Genomic DNA, 18,276 nt, shown 5'->3' with positions numbered 1-18,276 from the left:
GTGCGGCGTACACTATGGTAAACAATAGCTTTCCCTATACGATAAGTCGCCCACACCGCTGTTCGGCGTACGAGGAAATCACATGACGAGCTCAGCCGCCATCAGCGAAACGTTTTACCGCCAGCTTGCCGATCAGATGCCCCCTGCCTTGGGAGGCGCGCTGCTGCAGTGTCAGGGCCTTCCTTCACTGCCCATGGTCGCCATGCGTGTGCTGGAGGTGGCCAGTATGGCCGACGCCACCCTGACGGATTACGCCACGACCATCGAACACGACCCCGCCCTGACGGCCAGAGTGCTGAGCGTGGCCAACAGCGTGCACTACCTGCGCGCCAGCCAGCCGCCCTTGACCTGTTTCGAAGCGACACAACGGCTAGGCACCGATGCCACCCTGGCCACGGTGCTCAGTTTCAAGCTGTTTGAGCAGCACAGTGGAGCGCCCAGTCAGGGCCTTTATTGGCAGCGAGCCTTCACGGCGGCCGTCACGGCCAGCTACTTCGCCCAGCAACACTGCCCCGAACAGGCTGGGTGCGTGTTCACGGCCGCGCTGTTGCAGGATATTGGCATGCTTGCCCTGCAGAAAGCCTTCCCGGTCGATGCGGAACACCTTTATGGCAATGAAGGCGTGTCGCACCAGCAGGTCACGCAAGCCGAGCAGCGCCTGTTTGGCTGTGATCACACTCTGGTCGGTGCATGGCTGTTAGCGAAATGGGGCGCACACGAGACGCTGGCCCGCAGCGTGTATGAAAGCCATGGCACACTGGAGACCGACAACCTGGCTGACCTGTGCATCCGTTTGTCGGGGCTGGTCGCCGATGCCTGGCTCTCCCCCGACCCGGCCCAGGCGCTGGCGCTGCTGATGCGCCAATCAAGCCTGATGGCACTCCCTCAGCCATTGGCCCTTGATACGCTGCTGACCTATCTGCAGCAAACGCTGCCACCGCTGTCGCACTCGCTCGACATTCCGCTAGCCGTGACCGTGGATAGTTACTCGTTGATCGAACGTGCCCATCAGCGCTTGTTCGAACACACGCTGATGCTCAGCACTCAGTTGGAAGCGCAGCAGAGGAGCAGTGAATCGCTCCTGAAGGACTACACGCAGCTCGAACAGCGTAGCCGCATCGACCCGCTGACCCAGCTTGCCAATCGCGCCTGGCTGGAAGAGCAGCTGCATGAATGCTTCGAACGCTGCCGCTCCCGGCAGCGCACGCTCTCGGTCGTGTTCATCGACCTGGATCACTTCAAGGTGCTGAATGACCGCTACGGCCACCAGGCCGGCGACCAGGTGCTTGCCCAGTTCGGCAGTACACTGTCGGCCCTGACTCGGGCGGGTGACCTGGCGGGCCGCTATGGCGGTGAGGAGTTTCTGGTCATCCTGCCCGACGAAACGGCCGAAACGGCTCAGCATTTTGCCGAACGGATTGCCCAACGCCTGCAGGAGCAGCCCATGGCCGAGGTTGGCCAGGAGCTGCTTTATATCTCCGTCTCGATCGGTATTGCGTGTCTCGACGATGGCGAGTTTGCCAATGAAAGAGAGATGATCGACGCCGCCGACCAGAGCATGTACGCCATCAAGCGCGCTGGTCGGGGCGGTATCGCCGTTTACGGGCGAGCGATTTTATCGCGTTAGCGGTTCATCGCCTGGGGCAGGTACAGCGCAATCTCAGGGAAGATATGCATCAAGGCGATTGCCAACAGCATCAGCAGAAAGAACGGTAGCGTTGCCTTGGTGATGGTCAGGATATCCTTGCCGGTAAGCCCCTGGATCACGAACAGGTTGAACCCGACGGGCGGCGTGATTTGCGACATCTCCACCACGATCACCAGATAGATACCGAACCAGATCAGGTCGAAGCCTGCCGCACTGATGACGGGCATGATGATCGCCGTCACCAGCAGAATCAGAGAAATGCCGTCCAGGAAACAGCCCATCAGCAGCAGCAGTACCGTCAGCGCAATCAGCAGCATGGTGGGCGACAGCCCCATTTCCCCAATCGCACGGGCCAGCTGCATGGGCACCTGAGTAAAGCCCATGGCCGAGGTCAGGAACGAGGCCCCGGCAATGATGAAGGCGATCATGCACGCCGTCCGCACCGCCGCAAACAGTGAGCTGGTGAAAATGGCTCGGTTGAAATGACCATTGAAGTAAGCAATCACCATCGACAGCACGACCCCCACGGCGGCGGCTTCCGTCGGCGACGCCAAACCACCGTAAATGGACACGATGATACCGCCGATCAGCAGCAGTATCGGCATGAGCGCCCAGGTGTTGCGCAGCTTTTCCGCCAGGCTCATGCTCGACTCGTCGGCACCGGTCAACTGTTCCCGGTTGCCCTTGAGCAGCGCCCAGAGCACCAGATACGTCATGAACAGGGCCAGAATCATCAGGCCCGGCCCGATACCGGCCATGAACAGCCGTGAGATCGACTGCTCGGTCACCACGCCATACACGATCAGCACGATGGAGGGAGGAATGAGCAGGCCCAGGGTGGACGCACTGGCCAACGTACCAATGGCCATATTGCTGTCGTAGCCTCGACGTTCCAGCTCCGGCAGCGTCATTTTACCGACCGTGGCACAGGTGGCTGCCGACGAACCGCACACCGCCGCGAACATGCCGCTGCCGATGATATTGGTATGCAGCAGACGGCCCGGCAGGCGGTTCAACCAGGGCGACAGGCCACGAAACATGTTGTCGGCCAGCCCCGAGCGAAACAGAATCTCGCCCATCCAGATGAACATGGGCAGCGCCGTCAAATCCCAGCCATAGCTGGCGCCCCAGAAATCGGAGGCCAGAATCGGCCCCGGTGAAAACGGGCTAAAAAACTCCAACGCGATCCACGCCGTTCCGATCAGCGCAAACGCGATCCACACCCCACTGCCCAACAGCAGCACCAGGGTAAACATCGTCACCAAGCTAAGTAGTAGCACAGGAATTCTCCAGAGTAGCCGAGCTAGGGCATCTCGCTGTCATCGGTGGCCGTCGCTTCGCGGAAGCTGGACGGGTCGCGGGCGGCAATGCGCAGCGCCGTGATCAGCGCTTCCAGCAGCGCCAGGCACAGTAATCCCACCCCCGTGGCTAACACGGTTTGCGGAATCCACAGCGGAATGGCCATGAACCCCGACGAGACATCGTTGTATTGCAGGCTTTCCCTGGCCAGTTCGATCAGCCCGTACCCCAGCAGCAGGCTGATGGCCAGCGCGACGATGAGACCGAAGACTTCAAACCAGACGCGAATGGCGGACGGCAGTCGCGAAATCAGCAGGGTGACACGAATGTGTGCGTGGTGAACGAAGGTGTAGGCCAGCCCCAGAAACGTGGCGCCGACCAGCAGGTAAGAGGCCATTTCCGAGACCCCGGTAATGCTGATGCCCAGCCGCCCCAGACCCACCAGCACCAGCAGTGCATCCACCAGCCGGAAGGTGACCTGCAGGGCGATCAGCGCACAAATCGCCACCATGCACGCGGCGGCTCCCCAGGCACCCAGGCGGTAGAGTTTGTCGAATTTAAACGTCATGTTCGCAGTCTCGCACAGTGCGCAGAGAAGAAGGGGCGGTCACACCGCCCCACGTGGAGCCAGATTATTCGCCGCGCTGGGCTTGATAGGTTTCCAGCGCTTGTTCGGCTTCATCATCGGCACGGGCCAACCAGTCGGCAAACAGCGCATCGCCTGCTGCCTGCAACGCTGCAGCCACGGCCTCATTGGGCTCGGAAACGCTAATGCCGTTGGCTTCGAGCGCCGCCAGGCTGGCCTCGTTGTTATCGCGGCTCATCTGCCAGCCACGCTCTTCGGCACGGGCTGCCGCTTCCATCAGCGCCTCCTGGGTGGCCTCGTCCAGGCGATCAAAGCTGCGCTGGCTGATGAACACGATGTTCTTCGGTAGCCACAGGTTGGCATCGGTATAGTCCGAGACATAGTCCCAGGCGGCCATGGAGTTACCGGTCGAGCTGGAGGTAATCATGGCATCCACACGGCCGGTGCTGAACGCCGTGGGGATGTCCGACTCTTCGGTTTCGGTGGGGCTGCCGCCCAGGTTGTTGACGAAGCGCTGGGTGTTGATATTGGGCGCACGCACGCGCAGTCCTTCGAACTGTGCCGGGTCGGTCAGCGGTTTGGCGGTATAGATTCCTTGGGCGGGCCATGCCACGGCGTAGAGCGGAATCAATCCCTCGTAAGCGAACAACTCCGTGATCATCGGTTTGGTCGCTTCCCACAGGGCGTAGGCATCGTCGTAACTACCGGCGACGCCTGGCAGTGTGTCGACCTCGAAAATCGGGTCATCGTTGGAGAGTACCGACAGGAACACCTCACCGGCATCGATGGTGCCACGGCGCACTGAAGGCTTGATCTCACCATGCGATACCAGCGAGCCGCCGCTGTGTACCGTGATGGTCAGCTCACCGCCCGTGGCCTCGGCCACGTCTTCGGCGAACTGCTTGGTGTTTTGAGTATGGAAACTGGCATCGCCGTAGGGCGTGGCCATGGTCCACTGGGCAGCTTGCGCCGTGGCAGCGGCGGCAAGACTACAGGCAGTGGCCAGCAACAGCGGAGTCGCAAAACGTGTACGCATGGGAATGATCCTTTTATTCATATTGATAGGGATGATGCAACGGGGTGGGAAGGAAGCACGCCAGGGGTCACCCAGCGGCCGGTAGAAGCGGTATGACGAATGTCGCTCTGCTTGTCATGGGCATAGCCCCGTGCGCACTCCTGGGCCAGACGGCCCACGCTGCGGCAAAACCGGGAGTGGTTGGCCGTGCGCCAGATGACGTCGTAGTGCATGGCAGGCAGCGGCGCAGGCAGCGCCAGCCGGTACAGCTCGCCCCGCCGCCACTCCTCCAGCACCGTGGCCACCGGCAGGGCACCGATGCCCAGCCCTTCCACGGTGAGCCGCACGATGGTCATCAGCGTACTGACACTATGGATACGCGGCTGACGAACGCCCTGGTCGCTCAAGTAGCGCAGCAGCTCTTCATAAGGGCGCGCCAGCTTGCCAAACGAGATGAACGGCAGGCTACTTACCCAGGCATCGGGGTGCTCGCCCAGCATCCGCGCATGACGGGGCGACACGAACATGCCCATTTCATAGGGGCTGAGGGTGTCGTACTCGATTTGTTCGGTGGGCAGGTAGCCGTTCATGGCCAGCAGCACATCGAGTTCGTTGGAGAGCAGCCGCTCGTTGAGCGCCGGGGAGTAATCCACGGTCAGCTCGATGATCAGCGCAGGGTAACGCGCCGTGAGCTGCTGCATGAACGTAGGGAACCAGCTGTGGGCAATGGTTTCGATGGTGCCCAGCCTCAGCGGCGCCGAAAACGTTTCGTCGTTGTCGAAGAGTTTGAGGGCTTCTTCGCGCTGGGCCAGCAAGCGCTCTGCATGCAGGTAGAACTCGCGGCCGCGCATGGTGGGCTGAATGGGGCGCGCCGAGCGCTCCAGCAAGATGTCGCCCACGCTGTTTTCCAACCGCGAGATACGTTCGGAAACCGACGGCTGAGTGATGTGCAAGCGTAAGGCCGCCTTGCGAAAGGACCCCAGCTTGACCGCCCAGACGAAGGCGTCCAGTTCCTTGAAATCGAGCATGATGCCTAACCAGCCATATCGAGACAGCCACAGAATGCCACGCCGCAAGGCAAGCACAGGGGGCTGTACGGAGAATGTATGTTCAGCATATCCGGGCAATCCCGGATGCGCTGTCGCGGGGCTGGCGACGACCGCATGATGCACTCCTGGGAAATCACTCGTGGGCGGCCATTATTCTGCGTCGCGATGACGTGTTGCCGAATCCTGCCTGAGCGTTTCTTTTATGTTTTTTTGAGGTGCTTTATTTAGTTGATAATCGTATCGCGCCCTAGCGTCAACCATTTTTCCACTAAATAACAGCATGATAGGAAGGGCCGATATTAAGTATCGCTAAAAACGATTGGCACTTGATATCGCGCCTCCATATATTGATTCGCACAATCAAAAACATAATCCATCTGCTGGAGGTGCTATGGCCATTCCCCTTCTCAACTGCGACATGGGCGAAAGTTTCGGCAACTGGTCGATTGGCTTGGACGCAGACGTCATGCCCTACGTCGACTGCGCCAACATTGCCTGCGGCTACCACGCTTCCGACCCCCATGTGATGCGCAAGACGGTGGCCCTGGCGGTCCAGCACGACGTGAAGATCGGTGCGCACCCGGGCTACCCGGATCTCATGGGGTTTGGCCGCCGCTCCATGGCCTGCACGCCGGATGAAGTGGAAGACATGATGCTCTACCAGATCGGCGCGCTGGCGGGCATTTGCCAGGCAGAAGGCACGGCGCTGAGCTACGTCAAACCCCACGGGGCCATGTACAACGACATGGCCGCCAACCTGGCGCTGTTGGAAGGCGCCATGCGCGCCGTGAAAGCCTTCGATGCCCGCCTGCCGCTGATGGTGATGGCCACCGCTGACCCAGAGCCGCACCGTCAGCTAGCGAAAAAAATGGGCGTCACGCTGTGGTTCGAGACCTTCGCTGACCGCGCGTATGAGGCCAACGGCCATCTGGCCTCTCGTCGCCTGGCAGGGGCCGTGCACCACGACCAGACCACCATCGTCGCCCAAGCGGTTGCGCTGGCCAAAGGGGAAGCGCTCACCGCCCGAGATGGCAGCGCCTTGCAGTTACCCTGCGACACGCTCTGCGTGCATGGCGACAACCCCGAATCCGTGGCTGCCGTGCGCGCCATTCGCGAGGCCTTCACGGCGCTGGAGTCCGCGTGAAACTACGCCTGGAAACCGCCGCCATGGACGCCTTGACGGTGCGCCTGTTCGACGCCATCGATGAACGCAATATGGCCTGGATCATGGCCGCCGACGAGGCACTACGCCGCGCTTTTGCTCATGCGCTGATCGACCTGATTCCCTCGTACACCACTCTGCTGGTGCACTACGATTGCCAGAAGCTCACCTTTACCCAGGCCACGACGCTGGTGCGTAGCGCGCTGCACGATCTCACCCCTGCCGACACCCAGCAGGGGCAGCTGCACGAGATTCCCGTGTGGTACGACGAAAGCGTTGGCCCCGAATTGCCCATGGTAGCAACGCGCGCCGGGCTCAGCGTCGATGCCTTGATCGAGCGCCACTGCAGCCACGATTACTGCGTGTTTGCGCTGGGCTTTGCCCCTGGCTACGGCTTCATGGGCCTGGTGGACGAGGCCATTGCCACTCCACGATTGAAAACGCCCCGCCGCCGCGTCGCGGCGGGCAGCGTCGGCATTGCCGACCGACAAACGGCCATCTACCCGCTGCTTTCCCCGGGCGGCTGGAACATTCTGGGTAGAACCGCCGTGCCGCTGTTCGAGCACGCCAAACGCGGCGAGCCGCTGCTGCGCCCCGGCGATAAAGTGCGCTTCAAGGCGATCTCAAAAGCCGAGTTCGAAGCGGCCGGCGGCGACACCACCCCGCTGGAGGAGCGCCCATGAGCCAGCCCATGTTGACCGTCAAGCAAGCCGGGCCGCTGGCGCTGATTCAGGATGCAGGCCGCTTCGGCGTTGGCCACCTGGGCATTACCCAAGGCGGTGCCGCCGACTGGATCGCCTTCCGCTGGGCCAACTGGCTGCTGGGCAACCCCTTGCATAGCGCAGCCCTGGAAATCGTCATGGGCGGCAACCTGACCCTGGTGGCCAACCGCGACGTACGCCTCGCCCTGACCGGGGCCGACCTGGCCACCACACTGGACGGCCAGCCCCTTGCCCCCAACGCCAGCTTCCTGATGCAGGCGGGCCAGACGCTGGTTTTTCGTCAGCCAAAGCAAGGCCTGCGCGCATATCTCGCCTTCCCTGGCGGGCTCGATGCACCCGCCGTGCTGGGCAGCCGAGCATGCACCGCCCGAGAGCAGATAGGCGGGCTGCATGAAGATGGCCAGCCGCTCAAGGCGGGCGATACGCTGACCTGGAAAGGCATTTCGGCGTCGGTGCGCACGCTGCCCGCCCACGCTGAGCTGCCAACGGCTGCGATTTCCAGCACGCCGCAAACGGTACGACTCGATATGGTGCTGGGCTCCCAGGCCGCCCACTTTGCCGGGCGCAGCCTGTTCGATGCCTTCAACCAGCCCTGGACGGTCGACCAGCGCGCCGACCGCATGGGCATTCGGCTCACCGGCAAAGCGCTGAACAGCCGCCTGGGCGGCATCGTCTCTGAAGGGATTCCTTTAGGGGCCGTGCAGATCCCCCCCGATGGCCAGCCGATCATTCTGATGAACGACCGCCAAACCATTGGGGGCTACCCGCGTTTAGGTGCTTTGACGCCCATGGCCTGCGCCCGGCTGGCGCAGTGCCTGCCGGGTACAGAAGTGCGTTTGCAGCCTATCAGCGCAACCCAGGCGCAGGCGGCGTATCGCCGCCTGCTGGATGCCTGGTCGTGAGGGCGTTGAAAACCGCACTCACGCGCCGATAATGCCGCCATCTTCGCGGGTAATGACCAGCGTGGCGGAACGCGGGATGGCGCTGCCGCCCTCCGGCCAGTGGCTGGTGAAGCGGCCTTCGGCAAAGGCTTCTTCGGTGGTGGTGGCGCCGGGGTGCTGGACGTTGACGAACATGGTGCGCTGGTCTGGAGTGGTCACCACGCCGGTGATTTCCTGGCCCACAGGCCCGGTCAGGAAGCGCTTGATCTCGCCGGTTTCCGGGTTGGCGACCAGCATCTGGTTATTGCCGAAGACTTCGTAGATACCGGTGTTCATTTCGGATTCGCTGATGTCGGTCTGTATCCATACTCGGCGGTCGGCATCGATCCACAGGCCGTCGGGGCTGGCAAAGATGTTGTCTTCTACCAGTGCATTGCCCGCCAGGTCGCGGCTATCGTCCTGGTCGCCTGCCAGCACGAACAGGTCCCAGGCAAAGCGCTCGCCTGCGTGAGAGCCCTCTTCCTGCCAGCGGATGATATGGCCAAAGCTGTTGTTGGCGCGCGGGTTGGCGGGGTGCTCGTCGCCCTCTGCGCGGCGCGTATTGTTGGTCAGCGTGAAATAGACGTCGCCGGTTTGCGGGTCGACGGCGCCCCACTCCGGGCGATCCATCTTGGTGGCGCCCACATGGTCGGCGGCACTGCGCGTATTGACCAGGATATCCGCCAGGTCCGCAAAGCCATTCTCGGGCGTCAGGCCGTTCTGGCCGGGGGCCAGCGCCAACCACTCGCCGCTGCCATCATCGTTGAACTTGGCCACATAAAGCGTGCCTTCATCCAAAAGGCTGCCGTCCGCCGTCGCGGCGTCGAAGGGGCGCCGTGAAACGAACTTGTAGATGTACTCGAAACGGGAGTCGTCCCCAGAGTACGCTACCACGGGCTGCCCTTCCACCGCAGGGGCAAAGATGACGCCTTCATGGGCAAAGCGCCCCAGGTGGGTACGCTTGACCGGCACGGAATCGGGGTTCATCGGGTCGATTTCGACCATCCAGCCAAACGCATGGGGTTCGTTACGGAAGTCGTCTGCCGGGCTGGCTCCCCGGCTACTGGCATCGAAGCGGCTGAACTGATCGCTCTGCTGATCGGCGCGGTGCCATTGATAACGACCGGTGTCGCGGGTTTCGATCCCGTAGCGCGACTGGCGACGATCGATGTCGGTATCCGTGTTGGCAAAATAGCCCGCCCAGTTCTCTTCGGCTGCCAGGTAGGTGTTCCAGGGCGTGACCCCGTGGGCACAGTTGTTCAAGGTGCCACGCGTCATCAGACCTTCCGGGCTGTACTGGGTAATGAGGTGTTCCGTGCCCGCCACCGGGCCCGAAAGCTGCATGGGCGTTTGGGCGGTAATGCGGCGGTTCAGGGCATCCTGCACCACTTCCCACTCGCCTTGCTCATTGGCACGAACGCGCACGACACTCACGCCGTGAGCATTCATCTCCTTGATCACCTGATCGGCATCGCGGCTGCCATCTTCATGCTGAGGAAAGGCATCCCGGTCCAGCGCCAGGCCACTGGCCGCCGCGTGCAAAAAGCGTGGCTCCACGTATTCATGGTTGAGCACCAACAGACCGTCGGTGGAGCTGCCGTTCAGCGCAAAGAAGTGCATGCCGTCGTGATGGCTGCCCACCTGATGCGCCTGCTGCTCCCCGGAAGCCGCCAGGCTGAACGCGGGCATGTCGCCCGTGATGGGCGTCCCCCAGGGGATGAAGCTTTGCACACGATAGCCCTCAGGCACCACGACGTTATCGGCAGCGCTGATACCTACAGGGTTGAATCCCATGGTGGGTGAACCCACGCCCGCATTGGCGGCCAGCGCTTGCGTCAACGGCAGCTTGGTCGCCATCAGGCCCGCGATCACCGTTGCCAGCCCCCCTTTTATGACGCCTCGGCGGCTCAAACGCCGCTCCAGAATGTCGCCAAAATAGGCATTGCTGGAACGGTTGCTGAGCGGCTCATCCCCCTGAGCCATTACGCTATCGACACTGCCTGCCACAGTTTTCTTCGTCATGATGCATCTCCCTGATGAGCGGCCCACTGCTGGCTTACCCATTTGCTTGCTTATATGAGAAACAGCCAATATGGCTTGCTCAGCAGCATCGGCGCGCAACATGTCATGCTCGTGACGGTTGGGTGAAGGTTTGACGAAGCCTGAATAGCACCTGAACAGGGAGCAGGTGTCATTGGTCTATATCTTTTTCCAGTCTCTTTAGCTGTCGACCCAGTCCTTCCATGATGGGGGCACTCACGGTGTCAGGAAAATCATCCGGCAGCAGCGCCGCTACCCGGCTCATGGCTGCGTCAGCCTGTGCGAGTATGCTCTGTATGATTTCCAGCGTCCGCCGCCGAGAAAACCCCACCTGCTGGGCCGTACTGAGAAAGTGGCGTGGCAAGAAACGTGACCAGTGATAGTGGAGGTTCTTGCCTTTCAGCGACATCGCCATCTTGGCCTTTGCTTCGGGCAGGCTTCCTTTTGCCATGAGGGGATAGGCGGAAATAACGTCATAGAGCGGCGTCATTCGGTAAGCAGTTTGTGGCTCGATGAACACACTGAAATTCTTGGCATGCCCATCGATGGCGGCCAACAGCCAGAACATGATCTGAGCCTTGAAGAAGTTCTCCCGGTCGCTCGTGGCTTGCTGGGAACCCATCAGCAATTCCATGCCTGCCCGGATACCTGGCCCACCGTCGTTCTCATACTTCAGTGCCGGTGCAATGCCCAGTGCCTGGCAAAAGTCTTCCTGCGGGAGACGCATCAACCAGCTGCCGTCGCTCGACCAGCGTCGGTCGAATCGCGCTACCACCAGCACGGTATGCTGTTCGAAGCGCGCCAGCTCGGCGTTAGCAACCGGCACTCCAAAGGCCTCGAGAATCTTCAGGCATAGCCATTCGTTCTCGTTGCTATCGCGAAGGTCGATATTGCTGTGACTGAGAAACCCAATGGGCAGCTTGAAGATGTGGCTGGTGGGCGTGGCAAATGATGGCCGATGCCAGCATTCCCTGTGCCAAAGCAGAGCCATTTTTTCCTGCGCCCCGGCGAGCGAGATTCTGAAGTCTCCATCACGATGCATGCCAAGCGGTAACTCTTGGTAGCCGCTGAGCAAGGTCGCGATATCCGTCTCATCCAGCGGCTCTGCTGTGATCTGTCGAACATTGGGTATGGTGTCTGTCTCGGGATACAGCTGAATAGCGCCGATACAATCACGACCTACGGCGGCGAGAAGGTCAAAGGGGTGTCCGGTCGCCAGCTGAAATTTTGCCTGCATTCTGGCGCGAATCGCCTCGGAGTCGGGCAGCAGGTTATCGAAGAAGTTGTAAACCACCGCGCCACGATAGCTTGCCGAAGATAACGGCATGGATAATGAAATAGCGCGTGCGCCGGGGCGGTCTAGCCATTTAGGCAGATAGCGGAAAGCCATGGCGCCGGAACGGCCGAGGCTGAGTCGGCCTACCTCGATACCGTTGAGTGCTACCGTCAGGTTAGCCACTGGTTACCACTCCTCATCCCACACCTGTTCACTTTGCTTACTCTCTCTCTTTGCCACATGTAACTCTAGCCCGAGGGCAGCCATCAGTTTGAAGAGCGTTTCAACGCGGCTTTTTTCCGGATGATTCTCGAAAGCGGAGACGGTGGCTTGTTTGATGCCGACCTGTTCGGCGGCATCTTTCTGGCTCATGCCATTATGGGAGCGGGCTTCTTTCAAGGCCTTGGCCAGCATATCGGGTGAGGTAATTTTCATGGCTATGTCTCAGGACGATGTCTCAGGACGATTCCTTGGATCTATCCCCTTTAGCGGATAAACCGCATTTTATACCCTATAAAGGATTTTTCGCAATTATCCGCTATAGAGGATTTCTTGATATGCCTGTTGGCCGTAGCATGTTCAGAGCACCTCAGAAAGGACTTTGGCACGTAAAGACTCGAGGGCTGCAGATAGCAAAAACCCCGCATCTTGAGATGCGGGGTTTTTGCTGGCATTAATAGTGATTACGCGACGTCAAAGCGATCCGCATTCATCACCTTCGTCCAGGCGGCCACGAAATCCTTGACGAATTTCTCGGCGTTATCGTCCTGGGCATACACTTCGGCGTAGGAGCGCAGCAGCGAGTTGGAGCCAAACACCAGGTCCACCCGCGAAGCGGTCCATTTCACGGCACCGGTCTTGCGGTCGCGAATTTCGTAGGCGTTGCTGCCCACCGGCTTCCAGGTGTTGGCCATGTCGGTCAGGTTGACGAAGAAGTCGTTGGTCAACTGGCCTTCACGGTCCGTGAAGACGCCGTGCTTGGTGCCACCGTAGTTGGTGCCCAGCACACGCATGCCACCCAGCAGCACGGTCATTTCCGGGCCTGTCAGGCCCATCAGCTGCGCACGGTCGAGCAACATCTCTTCCGGCTTCACGATGTACTCTTTCTTCTGCCAGTTGCGGAAGCCATCGGCCAGCGGCTCCAGCGGTGCGAAGGAGTCCGCATCGGTCAGCTCGTCAGTGGTGTCGCCACGGCCTTTCAGGAAGGGCACACGGATATCGTAGCCCGCCGCCTTGGCAGCTTGCTCGATACCGACGCTACCCGCCAGCACGATGATATCCGCCACGCTGGCACCGGTGTCGGCTGAAATCTGCTCGTAAACGCTGAGCACTTTGGCCAAACGCTCGGGCTCGTTGCCCTGCCAATCCTTTTGCGGTGCCAGACGAATACGCGCGCCGTTGGCGCCACCGCGCATGTCGGAACCACGATAGGTACGGGCACTGTCCCAGGCCGTCGCGACCATCTCGCCGATGGACAAACCGCTGGCCGCAATCTTCTGCTTGACGACTTCTTCACAGTAGTCGGTGCTGCCTGCGGGCACCGGGTCTTGCCAGATCAGGTCTTCCGCCGGTACTTCCGGGCCGATGTAGCGCGCTTTCGGGCCCAGGTCGCGGTGGGTGAGCTTGAACCAGGCCTTTGCGAAGGTCTGCTTGAAGTACTCCGGGTCCGCCATGAATTTTTCACAGATGGCGCGATACGTCGGGTCCATCTTCATCGCCATGTCCGCATCGGTCATGATCGGGTTATGGCGAATGGAGGGGTCGGTGGCGTCGACCGGCTTGTCTTCTTCTTTGATATCGATCGGCTCCCACTGATGGGCACCGGCGGGGCTCTTTCTCAGCTCCCACTCGTAGCCAAACAGCAGGTCGAAGTAACCCATGTCGAATTTCGTCGGGTGAGTGGTCCACGCCCCTTCGATGCCCGACGTGACCGCCTTGCTGGCTTTACCGTCCATGTGCGGGTTGTTCCAGCCAAAGCCCTGATTTTCGACGTCGGACGCTTCGGGCTCGGCACTCAGCGCACCGGCATCGCCATTACCGTGGGCCTTGCCCACCGTATGGCCACCCGCCGTCAGCGCGGCCGTTTCTTCGTCGTTCATCGCCATGCGAGCAAAGGTTTCGCGCACTTGCTGGGCGGTTTTCAGCGGGTCGGGCTGGCCATTCACGCCTTCCGGGTTCACATAGATAAGCCCCATCTGAACGGCCGCCAGCGGGTTTTCCATGGTCTCGGGCTTTTCGACATCGCCGTAGCGCTCGTCGGAGGGCGCCAGCCACTCTTTCTCGTCGCCCCAATAGATGTCTTTTTCCGGCTCCCAGATGTCCGCACGGCCAAACGAGAAGCCGTAGGAGGGCAGACCCATGGACTCATAGGCCACGGTACCTGCCAGGATCATCAGGTCGGCCCAGCTGATCTTGTTGCCGTACTTTTTCTTGATCGGCCACAGCAAACGACGAGCCTTGTCCAGGCTGACGTTGTCCGGCCAGGAGTTGAGCGGCGCAAAGCGCTGGCTGCCAGTGCCACCGCCCCCACGGCCATCGGCGATACGATAGGTGCCTGCGGAGTGCCACGCCATACGAATCATCAAGCCACCGTAGTGGCCCCAGTCGGCTGGCCACCACTCCTGGCTATCGGTCATCAGCGCATGAACGTCTTTTTTCAATGCGTCGAAGTCGAGCTTGCGCACTTCTTCACGGTAGTTGAAGTCTGCGCCCATCGGGTCTGATTTATGATCTTGCTGATGCAAGATATCCAGGTTCAACCCTTCCGGCCACCAGTCCTTGTTGGAAGTACCAGTCGATGTGTTGCCGCCATGCATGACAGGACATTTACCGCTCATAGCTCTCTCCCTTATTGCTCTATGCCTTGGAATGACCAAGGGAACAAGTACAGTGCATCTGCGCTGAAGGCGATGATTGCTGGCGCCTCGGATGCATTATTGATGTGTCACAGTTTTATAGCACCTTACCGATAGCCACAATTTGCATTTTCTGACCAATTCAATAGCTCTCGACTATTGAATATTTTGGCCTTTACGTCGATACCCCTTATACGAGCGTTGACGAGGATGACCGATACCCACGTTCAGGGTTCGTGCCCGTCCCTCTATTAACGCTATACTTTCATGACGTAAAATCAAACAACGATATGATGAATCTGGTCAGGTGGTACTCGGCCTTTCGACTATCAGAGTAGCACTGCATGCTGACGACAAAACGTCTCTCCACCGGCTTTACCTTGCTGGAATTGCTGGTCGCGCTTGCCCTGTTTGCCACGCTGGCCACCATCGCGGTTCCCAGCTTCGCCAGAATCATCCAGGAGAATCGGGTCATCACGACGACCAACGATTACAAGATAGCGCTGAGCTTTGCGCGCAGCGAGGCCGTACGACGTAATCAGACAGTTCGCCTGCAGCCTGCCGCCGGAGGGTGGAGCACGGGTTGGGAAGTGATCGCCAACGGTGAAAGCCTGCGCCGCTGGGAGCCCTCTGCGGCGGACCTGACGATCGAAGATGCGCCAGCGAATTTCAGGTTCAACAGCCTGGGGCGGTTGGTGGGTGCCGACTTTACCTCTCAGAATGTCTCGCTAACGCTGGGTGATATCGGCCGCTGCGTGCGTGTGGAGCCTAGCGGAATCTCCCGGGTGCTGACCCAGCGGCAAGCCTGTGACTAACTCAACGTCGAGTATGACCTGATGCCCAAGGCCCAAAGCGGTATTTCACTGCTGGAATCGTTGATTGCCCTGCTGATGCTGTCGATCGGCCTGTTGGGTGTACTGGGGCTACAAACCCAATCCCTGGTGCATAACCGCGCCGCTTATTTCGAAACCCAGGCCACCAACATGGCACAAGACATGCTGGACAGAGTGCGTGCCAATCGCGAACAAGCCCCCTCCTACACGCTGGGATTAGGCAGCGCCCCCGGAGGGAGCGGCCTTCCCGGCCGTGACCAGACACAGTGGGTAGAGGACCTGGCCGCAGCACTGCCCGGTGGCGAAGGCGGCATCGAGGTGGCCAATCGGCGCGTCAGTGTCACGGTGCGCTGGGACGATACCTCCGCCCCCGACGACGTTCGGCAAATCCAACTGGTATCGGAGCTCTAGCGTGAGCCATGTCACTCCCCCTCAAACCCAGGCGGGTTTTACGCTGGTCGAGCTGCTGGTGGCCATGGTCATTGGCCTTCTGGTCATGGCGGGGGCGACGCAGCTGTTCATTTCGTCGCAGCAGAGCTTTCGCTTCCAGACGGCCCTGGCCGATATGCAGGACACAGGCCGATTTGCCCTGGATACGCTGTCACGCGAACTGCGCCAAACCGACTACAGCGGCGGCTGCGCCTTGCCGCAAACCACCGTGCACGTACGCAACATTGCCGATGCCAGCAGCGCGCCCCTGCCGCTACAGGCATGGCGGGATATCTCCAACGCCGATTTTGCCGACAGCTTGAATAGCCCGCTGGCCAACCAGGATGTGCTGGCGTTTCGAGGCGGCCTGATTGCACGCACTGGCTTTGCCGATGACTCCTTGGAGATCGCCAGCGTCGACAGCAATCAACAGATCACCTTGAACGCGCAAACAGGTGCCGTGTTCAATCAACGGCTGGTGCTGCTGCAGGGCCTGTTGAACTGCGATATTTTCTATAACACCTCCAATAATGCTGGCGTACTGCGAAAAGCCAGCTCCTCGGGTTGGCAGAGTAACGTAGCGGCCAATACCAGCCTTTGGGGCGCTGCCAGCGGGCTCGGCTATCAGTCAGGGCAAGACGTATCGCTGAGCGCGCTGGGCAGTGCCATCTACTACCTGGGCCTTGACCCGGACAACAATGACACTCCAGCACTGATGCGGCTGGATATCAGTCAAGCCACGCCACGCAATGAAATCTTGGCCAGCCATGTGGTGGCCATGCGGACAGCGTTTCTGGTGGACGATGACTATCTCGCAGCGGATGACATCGACGATGCCCAATGGCCCGCCGTACGGGCGGTACGCATTACCCTGATCGTGCAAAGCGACCGGCCCAACCTGCGCAATGCCGACACCACCCTGGCCGTAGGCAACTTCCGAGGCGCCAACGCCTTTATCGGCGGTGAAGGGCGACTGTATCAGGCGTTCACCACCACCATCGCCTTGAGGAACCGCTGACATGTCGACGCGAGGCCACCCACAGCAAGGCATGGCGCTGGTGCTCAGCCTTATTTTCCTGGCCATCGTGACGATACTGAGCCTTTCGTCCATGCAAGGGGCCATGACACAGGACCGCATGGCCTCCAGCCAACGCGACCATAGCATTGCCTTTCAGGCAGCCGAAGCCGCCTTGCGGGAAGCTGAGACACGCCTGCAAAACGGCGCAGACCCTTCGGAGGAGTGGTCAACGCACACCATGAACATGGCTCAGCTCAATCGCAACCCGCGCTACCGTTCACAAAGAATCGGGACCATCGACTTGCGCTCCGATAATGAAGGCGGTGAGGTCCTCGATATTCTGTATCGCGTTGAAGCCCAAGGATTTGGCCGTGGTGAAGATACTCGCGTGATACTTGAATCCTTGTTCGTTCGCCAGCAGCCGGTGGAGGTAGTGACCCCGTGAAGCACATCCGTTTTTTACCGTTAATTCTGGTGGCTACCTTTATGTTCAGCATGGCACATGAACCAGCCCATGGAGGAACTTCACCACCACCCCCAGATTATGATCCAGACGAAGACCTGGATCTGGATGACCCGGAACCAGAACCAACGCCTGATCCGCCACCAGAACCAGAGCCCCCCATTGGCGGAGGTGACGATGCCCCTATCGACGAAGATTTCGATATTCCCAGTGACCGTGTCGGTATTTCCCCAGCGCCTTTGAACGTCGTCAGTCGAGTGCCCCCCAATGTTCTGCTGATTCTGGACAACTCGGAAAGTGGCCAGGAGGGATTGGATGGCCGGGTGGCGATTGGCGAGGAAGACGGTGACCGAGAAAATCTGGAGGCCTGTCAGCCCGATACTTTCAATGCAGAAAACTGCCCCGCTGGTGCACGCTCACCGTTGAGCAAATCCAGCACCATGAAGCGTGTTGGGTTACAAATAATCAAAGACTATCGTACTAGCATCAATCTGGGTTTAATGGCCTATCAACAGAACCCTGCCTCTACCGACAGAAATAGTTTCAATTCTGGCAACACCGTAGCGTGGCGCTTGACAGAACGTGCTGTTGACGTTCGCTACTCACTGCAGAGCAACCCAAGCTGGTATAACCCTGATTTTGACGGTGCCTGGAACGCCACTACCAAACGCTATCGCACTCGTTTACCCAACAGCGATTTCTACGCCTTTTTTAATGTGGGCGTTCCTGGTTATTTCATCGTCGATCGTGACTTACGAGACCTTCCAGGCCCTTCAGACGACAGAACAGAGTATTGGCGTACTAATGCTTACCCCACCTCCAGACAGGATCATTCAATAGACCGCTACCAAGAACTAACGTAACTATTCAGCACCGGTTGGCTGAGTCGGGGCTTCTTGCTGCATGAAGGCTGGCACCTCCCCCGCAAACAGTTGCTCCAGTGCGGTATGCGCCGCCACCC

17 protein-coding genes are annotated in these 18,276 nt (G+C 60.0%); 9 read left to right on the top strand and 8 right to left on the bottom strand.

Annotated elements, in window-relative coordinates; all coding sequences use genetic code 11:
- Positions 1-82 precede the first annotated feature (82 nt).
- Entirely contained in the window at positions 83-1,627 is a 1,545-nt protein-coding gene (locus tag IE091_RS15715) for a sensor domain-containing diguanylate cyclase (protein WP_189464073.1), read from the top strand.
- On the opposite strand, the gene IE091_RS15710 is transcribed toward IE091_RS15715, so the two are convergent.
- The 4 genes from IE091_RS15710 to IE091_RS15695 form a co-directional block, all read right to left on the bottom strand.
- Positions 1,624-2,928 carry a TRAP transporter large permease gene (locus IE091_RS15710; RefSeq protein ID WP_189464072.1) on the bottom strand — a complete coding sequence of 435 codons (1,305 nt, stop codon included), beginning with the start codon at positions 2,926-2,928 and terminating at the stop codon, positions 1,624-1,626. The genes IE091_RS15715 and IE091_RS15710 overlap by 4 nt on opposite strands.
- Before the next feature lie 23 nt (positions 2,929-2,951).
- A complete protein-coding gene (locus IE091_RS15705; RefSeq protein WP_039174996.1) occupies positions 2,952-3,515 on the bottom strand; it encodes a TRAP transporter small permease in 564 nt (187 codons plus the stop codon).
- 64 nt (positions 3,516-3,579) lie between these two features.
- Positions 3,580-4,569, bottom strand: coding sequence for a TRAP transporter substrate-binding protein (locus IE091_RS15700; RefSeq protein ID WP_039174994.1), 990 nt, complete (start codon positions 4,567-4,569; stop codon positions 3,580-3,582).
- 17 nt (positions 4,570-4,586) lie between these two features.
- Positions 4,587-5,576, bottom strand: a complete 990-nt coding sequence (locus IE091_RS15695; protein ID WP_189464071.1) for a LysR family transcriptional regulator — start codon at positions 5,574-5,576, stop codon at positions 4,587-4,589.
- Positions 5,577-5,988: 412 nt separating this feature from the next.
- Between IE091_RS15695 and IE091_RS15690 the strand changes: the two genes are divergently transcribed.
- The 3 genes from IE091_RS15690 to IE091_RS15680 are packed head-to-tail and all read left to right on the top strand — an operon-like array spanning position 5,989 to position 8,383.
- Positions 5,989-6,741: a 5-oxoprolinase subunit PxpA gene (locus IE091_RS15690; RefSeq protein WP_189464070.1), complete on the top strand. Its 753-nt coding sequence runs from the start codon at positions 5,989-5,991 to the stop codon at positions 6,739-6,741.
- Positions 6,738-7,442 (top strand): 5-oxoprolinase subunit PxpB, encoded by a 705-nt coding sequence (gene pxpB / locus IE091_RS15685; protein WP_189464069.1) that lies wholly within the window; start codon positions 6,738-6,740, stop codon positions 7,440-7,442. The genes IE091_RS15690 and pxpB overlap by 4 nt, the downstream gene beginning before the upstream one ends.
- The gene (locus tag IE091_RS15680; protein ID WP_189464068.1) at positions 7,439-8,383 is read left to right on the top strand and encodes a 5-oxoprolinase subunit C family protein; all 945 of its coding nucleotides are present in this window, start codon (positions 7,439-7,441) and stop codon (positions 8,381-8,383) included. The genes pxpB and IE091_RS15680 overlap by 4 nt, the downstream gene beginning before the upstream one ends.
- Positions 8,384-8,401: 18 nt before the next feature.
- Here IE091_RS15680 and IE091_RS15675 read toward each other — a convergent pair whose 3' ends face one another.
- The 4 genes from IE091_RS15675 to katG form a co-directional block, all read right to left on the bottom strand.
- A complete protein-coding gene (locus tag IE091_RS15675) occupies positions 8,402-10,423 on the bottom strand; it encodes a PhoX family protein (protein WP_189464067.1) in 2,022 nt (673 codons plus the stop codon).
- A 169-nt stretch (positions 10,424-10,592) separates the two neighbouring features.
- A complete protein-coding gene (locus IE091_RS15670; RefSeq protein ID WP_189464066.1) occupies positions 10,593-11,900 on the bottom strand; it encodes a type II toxin-antitoxin system HipA family toxin in 1,308 nt (435 codons plus the stop codon).
- Between the two features lie 3 nt (positions 11,901-11,903).
- The gene (locus tag IE091_RS15665; protein WP_016915307.1) at positions 11,904-12,152 is read right to left on the bottom strand and encodes a helix-turn-helix domain-containing protein; all 249 of its coding nucleotides are present in this window, start codon (positions 12,150-12,152) and stop codon (positions 11,904-11,906) included.
- 248 nt (positions 12,153-12,400) lie between these two features.
- Positions 12,401-14,554 carry a catalase/peroxidase HPI gene (gene katG, locus IE091_RS15660; RefSeq protein ID WP_096921942.1) on the bottom strand — a complete coding sequence of 718 codons (2,154 nt, stop codon included), beginning with the start codon at positions 14,552-14,554 and terminating at the stop codon, positions 12,401-12,403.
- A gap of 362 nt (positions 14,555-14,916) precedes the next feature.
- Here katG and IE091_RS15655 point away from each other — a divergent pair, with 362 nt between their 5' ends.
- Genes IE091_RS15655 through IE091_RS15635 form a run of 5 tightly spaced genes read left to right on the top strand, consistent with a single transcriptional unit; the run spans position 14,917 to position 18,178 of the window.
- The gene (locus IE091_RS15655) at positions 14,917-15,387 is read left to right on the top strand and encodes a GspH/FimT family pseudopilin (protein WP_039174952.1); all 471 of its coding nucleotides are present in this window, start codon (positions 14,917-14,919) and stop codon (positions 15,385-15,387) included.
- Positions 15,388-15,408: 21 nt separating this feature from the next.
- Positions 15,409-15,816: a type IV pilus modification protein PilV gene (gene pilV, locus IE091_RS15650; protein WP_096921941.1), complete on the top strand. Its 408-nt coding sequence runs from the start codon at positions 15,409-15,411 to the stop codon at positions 15,814-15,816.
- A gap of 1 nt (position 15,817) precedes the next feature.
- A complete protein-coding gene (locus IE091_RS15645; RefSeq protein WP_096921940.1) occupies positions 15,818-16,852 on the top strand; it encodes a PilW family protein in 1,035 nt (344 codons plus the stop codon).
- Between the two features lies 1 nt (position 16,853).
- Positions 16,854-17,297 carry a pilus assembly PilX family protein gene (locus IE091_RS15640; protein ID WP_096921939.1) on the top strand — a complete coding sequence of 148 codons (444 nt, stop codon included), beginning with the start codon at positions 16,854-16,856 and terminating at the stop codon, positions 17,295-17,297.
- Positions 17,294-18,178: a hypothetical protein gene (locus IE091_RS15635; protein WP_189464065.1), complete on the top strand. Its 885-nt coding sequence runs from the start codon at positions 17,294-17,296 to the stop codon at positions 18,176-18,178. The genes IE091_RS15640 and IE091_RS15635 overlap by 4 nt, the downstream gene beginning before the upstream one ends.
- The last annotated feature ends 98 nt before the right edge of the window (positions 18,179-18,276 follow it).

This window comes from Vreelandella hamiltonii, from assembly GCF_014651775.1.
In the GTDB taxonomy this organism is placed as follows: Bacteria; Pseudomonadota; Gammaproteobacteria; order Pseudomonadales; family Halomonadaceae; genus Vreelandella; species Vreelandella hamiltonii.
The sequence above is the reverse complement of the archived record's forward strand: the minus strand, read 5'-3'. Positions and strand labels throughout refer to the sequence as shown.

Coding starts and splice junctions, on each gene's coding strand:
- IE091_RS15655 (WP_039174952.1), top strand. CDS start 14,917: ATGCTGACGACAAAACGTCTCTCCACCGGCTTTACCTTGCTGGAATTG.
- IE091_RS15715 (WP_189464073.1), top strand. CDS start 83: ATGACGAGCTCAGCCGCCATCAGCGAAACGTTTTACCGCCAGCTTGCC.
- IE091_RS15665 (WP_016915307.1), bottom strand. CDS start 12,152: ATGAAAATTACCTCACCCGATATGCTGGCCAAGGCCTTGAAAGAAGCC.
- IE091_RS15700 (WP_039174994.1), bottom strand. CDS start 4,569: ATGCGTACACGTTTTGCGACTCCGCTGTTGCTGGCCACTGCCTGTAGT.
- IE091_RS15695 (WP_189464071.1), bottom strand. CDS start 5,576: ATGCTCGATTTCAAGGAACTGGACGCCTTCGTCTGGGCGGTCAAGCTG.
- pilV (WP_096921941.1), top strand. CDS start 15,409: ATGCCCAAGGCCCAAAGCGGTATTTCACTGCTGGAATCGTTGATTGCC.
- katG (WP_096921942.1), bottom strand. CDS start 14,554: ATGAGCGGTAAATGTCCTGTCATGCATGGCGGCAACACATCGACTGGT.
- IE091_RS15705 (WP_039174996.1), bottom strand. CDS start 3,515: ATGACGTTTAAATTCGACAAACTCTACCGCCTGGGTGCCTGGGGAGCC.
- IE091_RS15690 (WP_189464070.1), top strand. CDS start 5,989: ATGGCCATTCCCCTTCTCAACTGCGACATGGGCGAAAGTTTCGGCAAC.
- IE091_RS15680 (WP_189464068.1), top strand. CDS start 7,439: ATGAGCCAGCCCATGTTGACCGTCAAGCAAGCCGGGCCGCTGGCGCTG.
- IE091_RS15675 (WP_189464067.1), bottom strand. CDS start 10,423: ATGACGAAGAAAACTGTGGCAGGCAGTGTCGATAGCGTAATGGCTCAG.
- IE091_RS15640 (WP_096921939.1), top strand. CDS start 16,854: ATGTCGACGCGAGGCCACCCACAGCAAGGCATGGCGCTGGTGCTCAGC.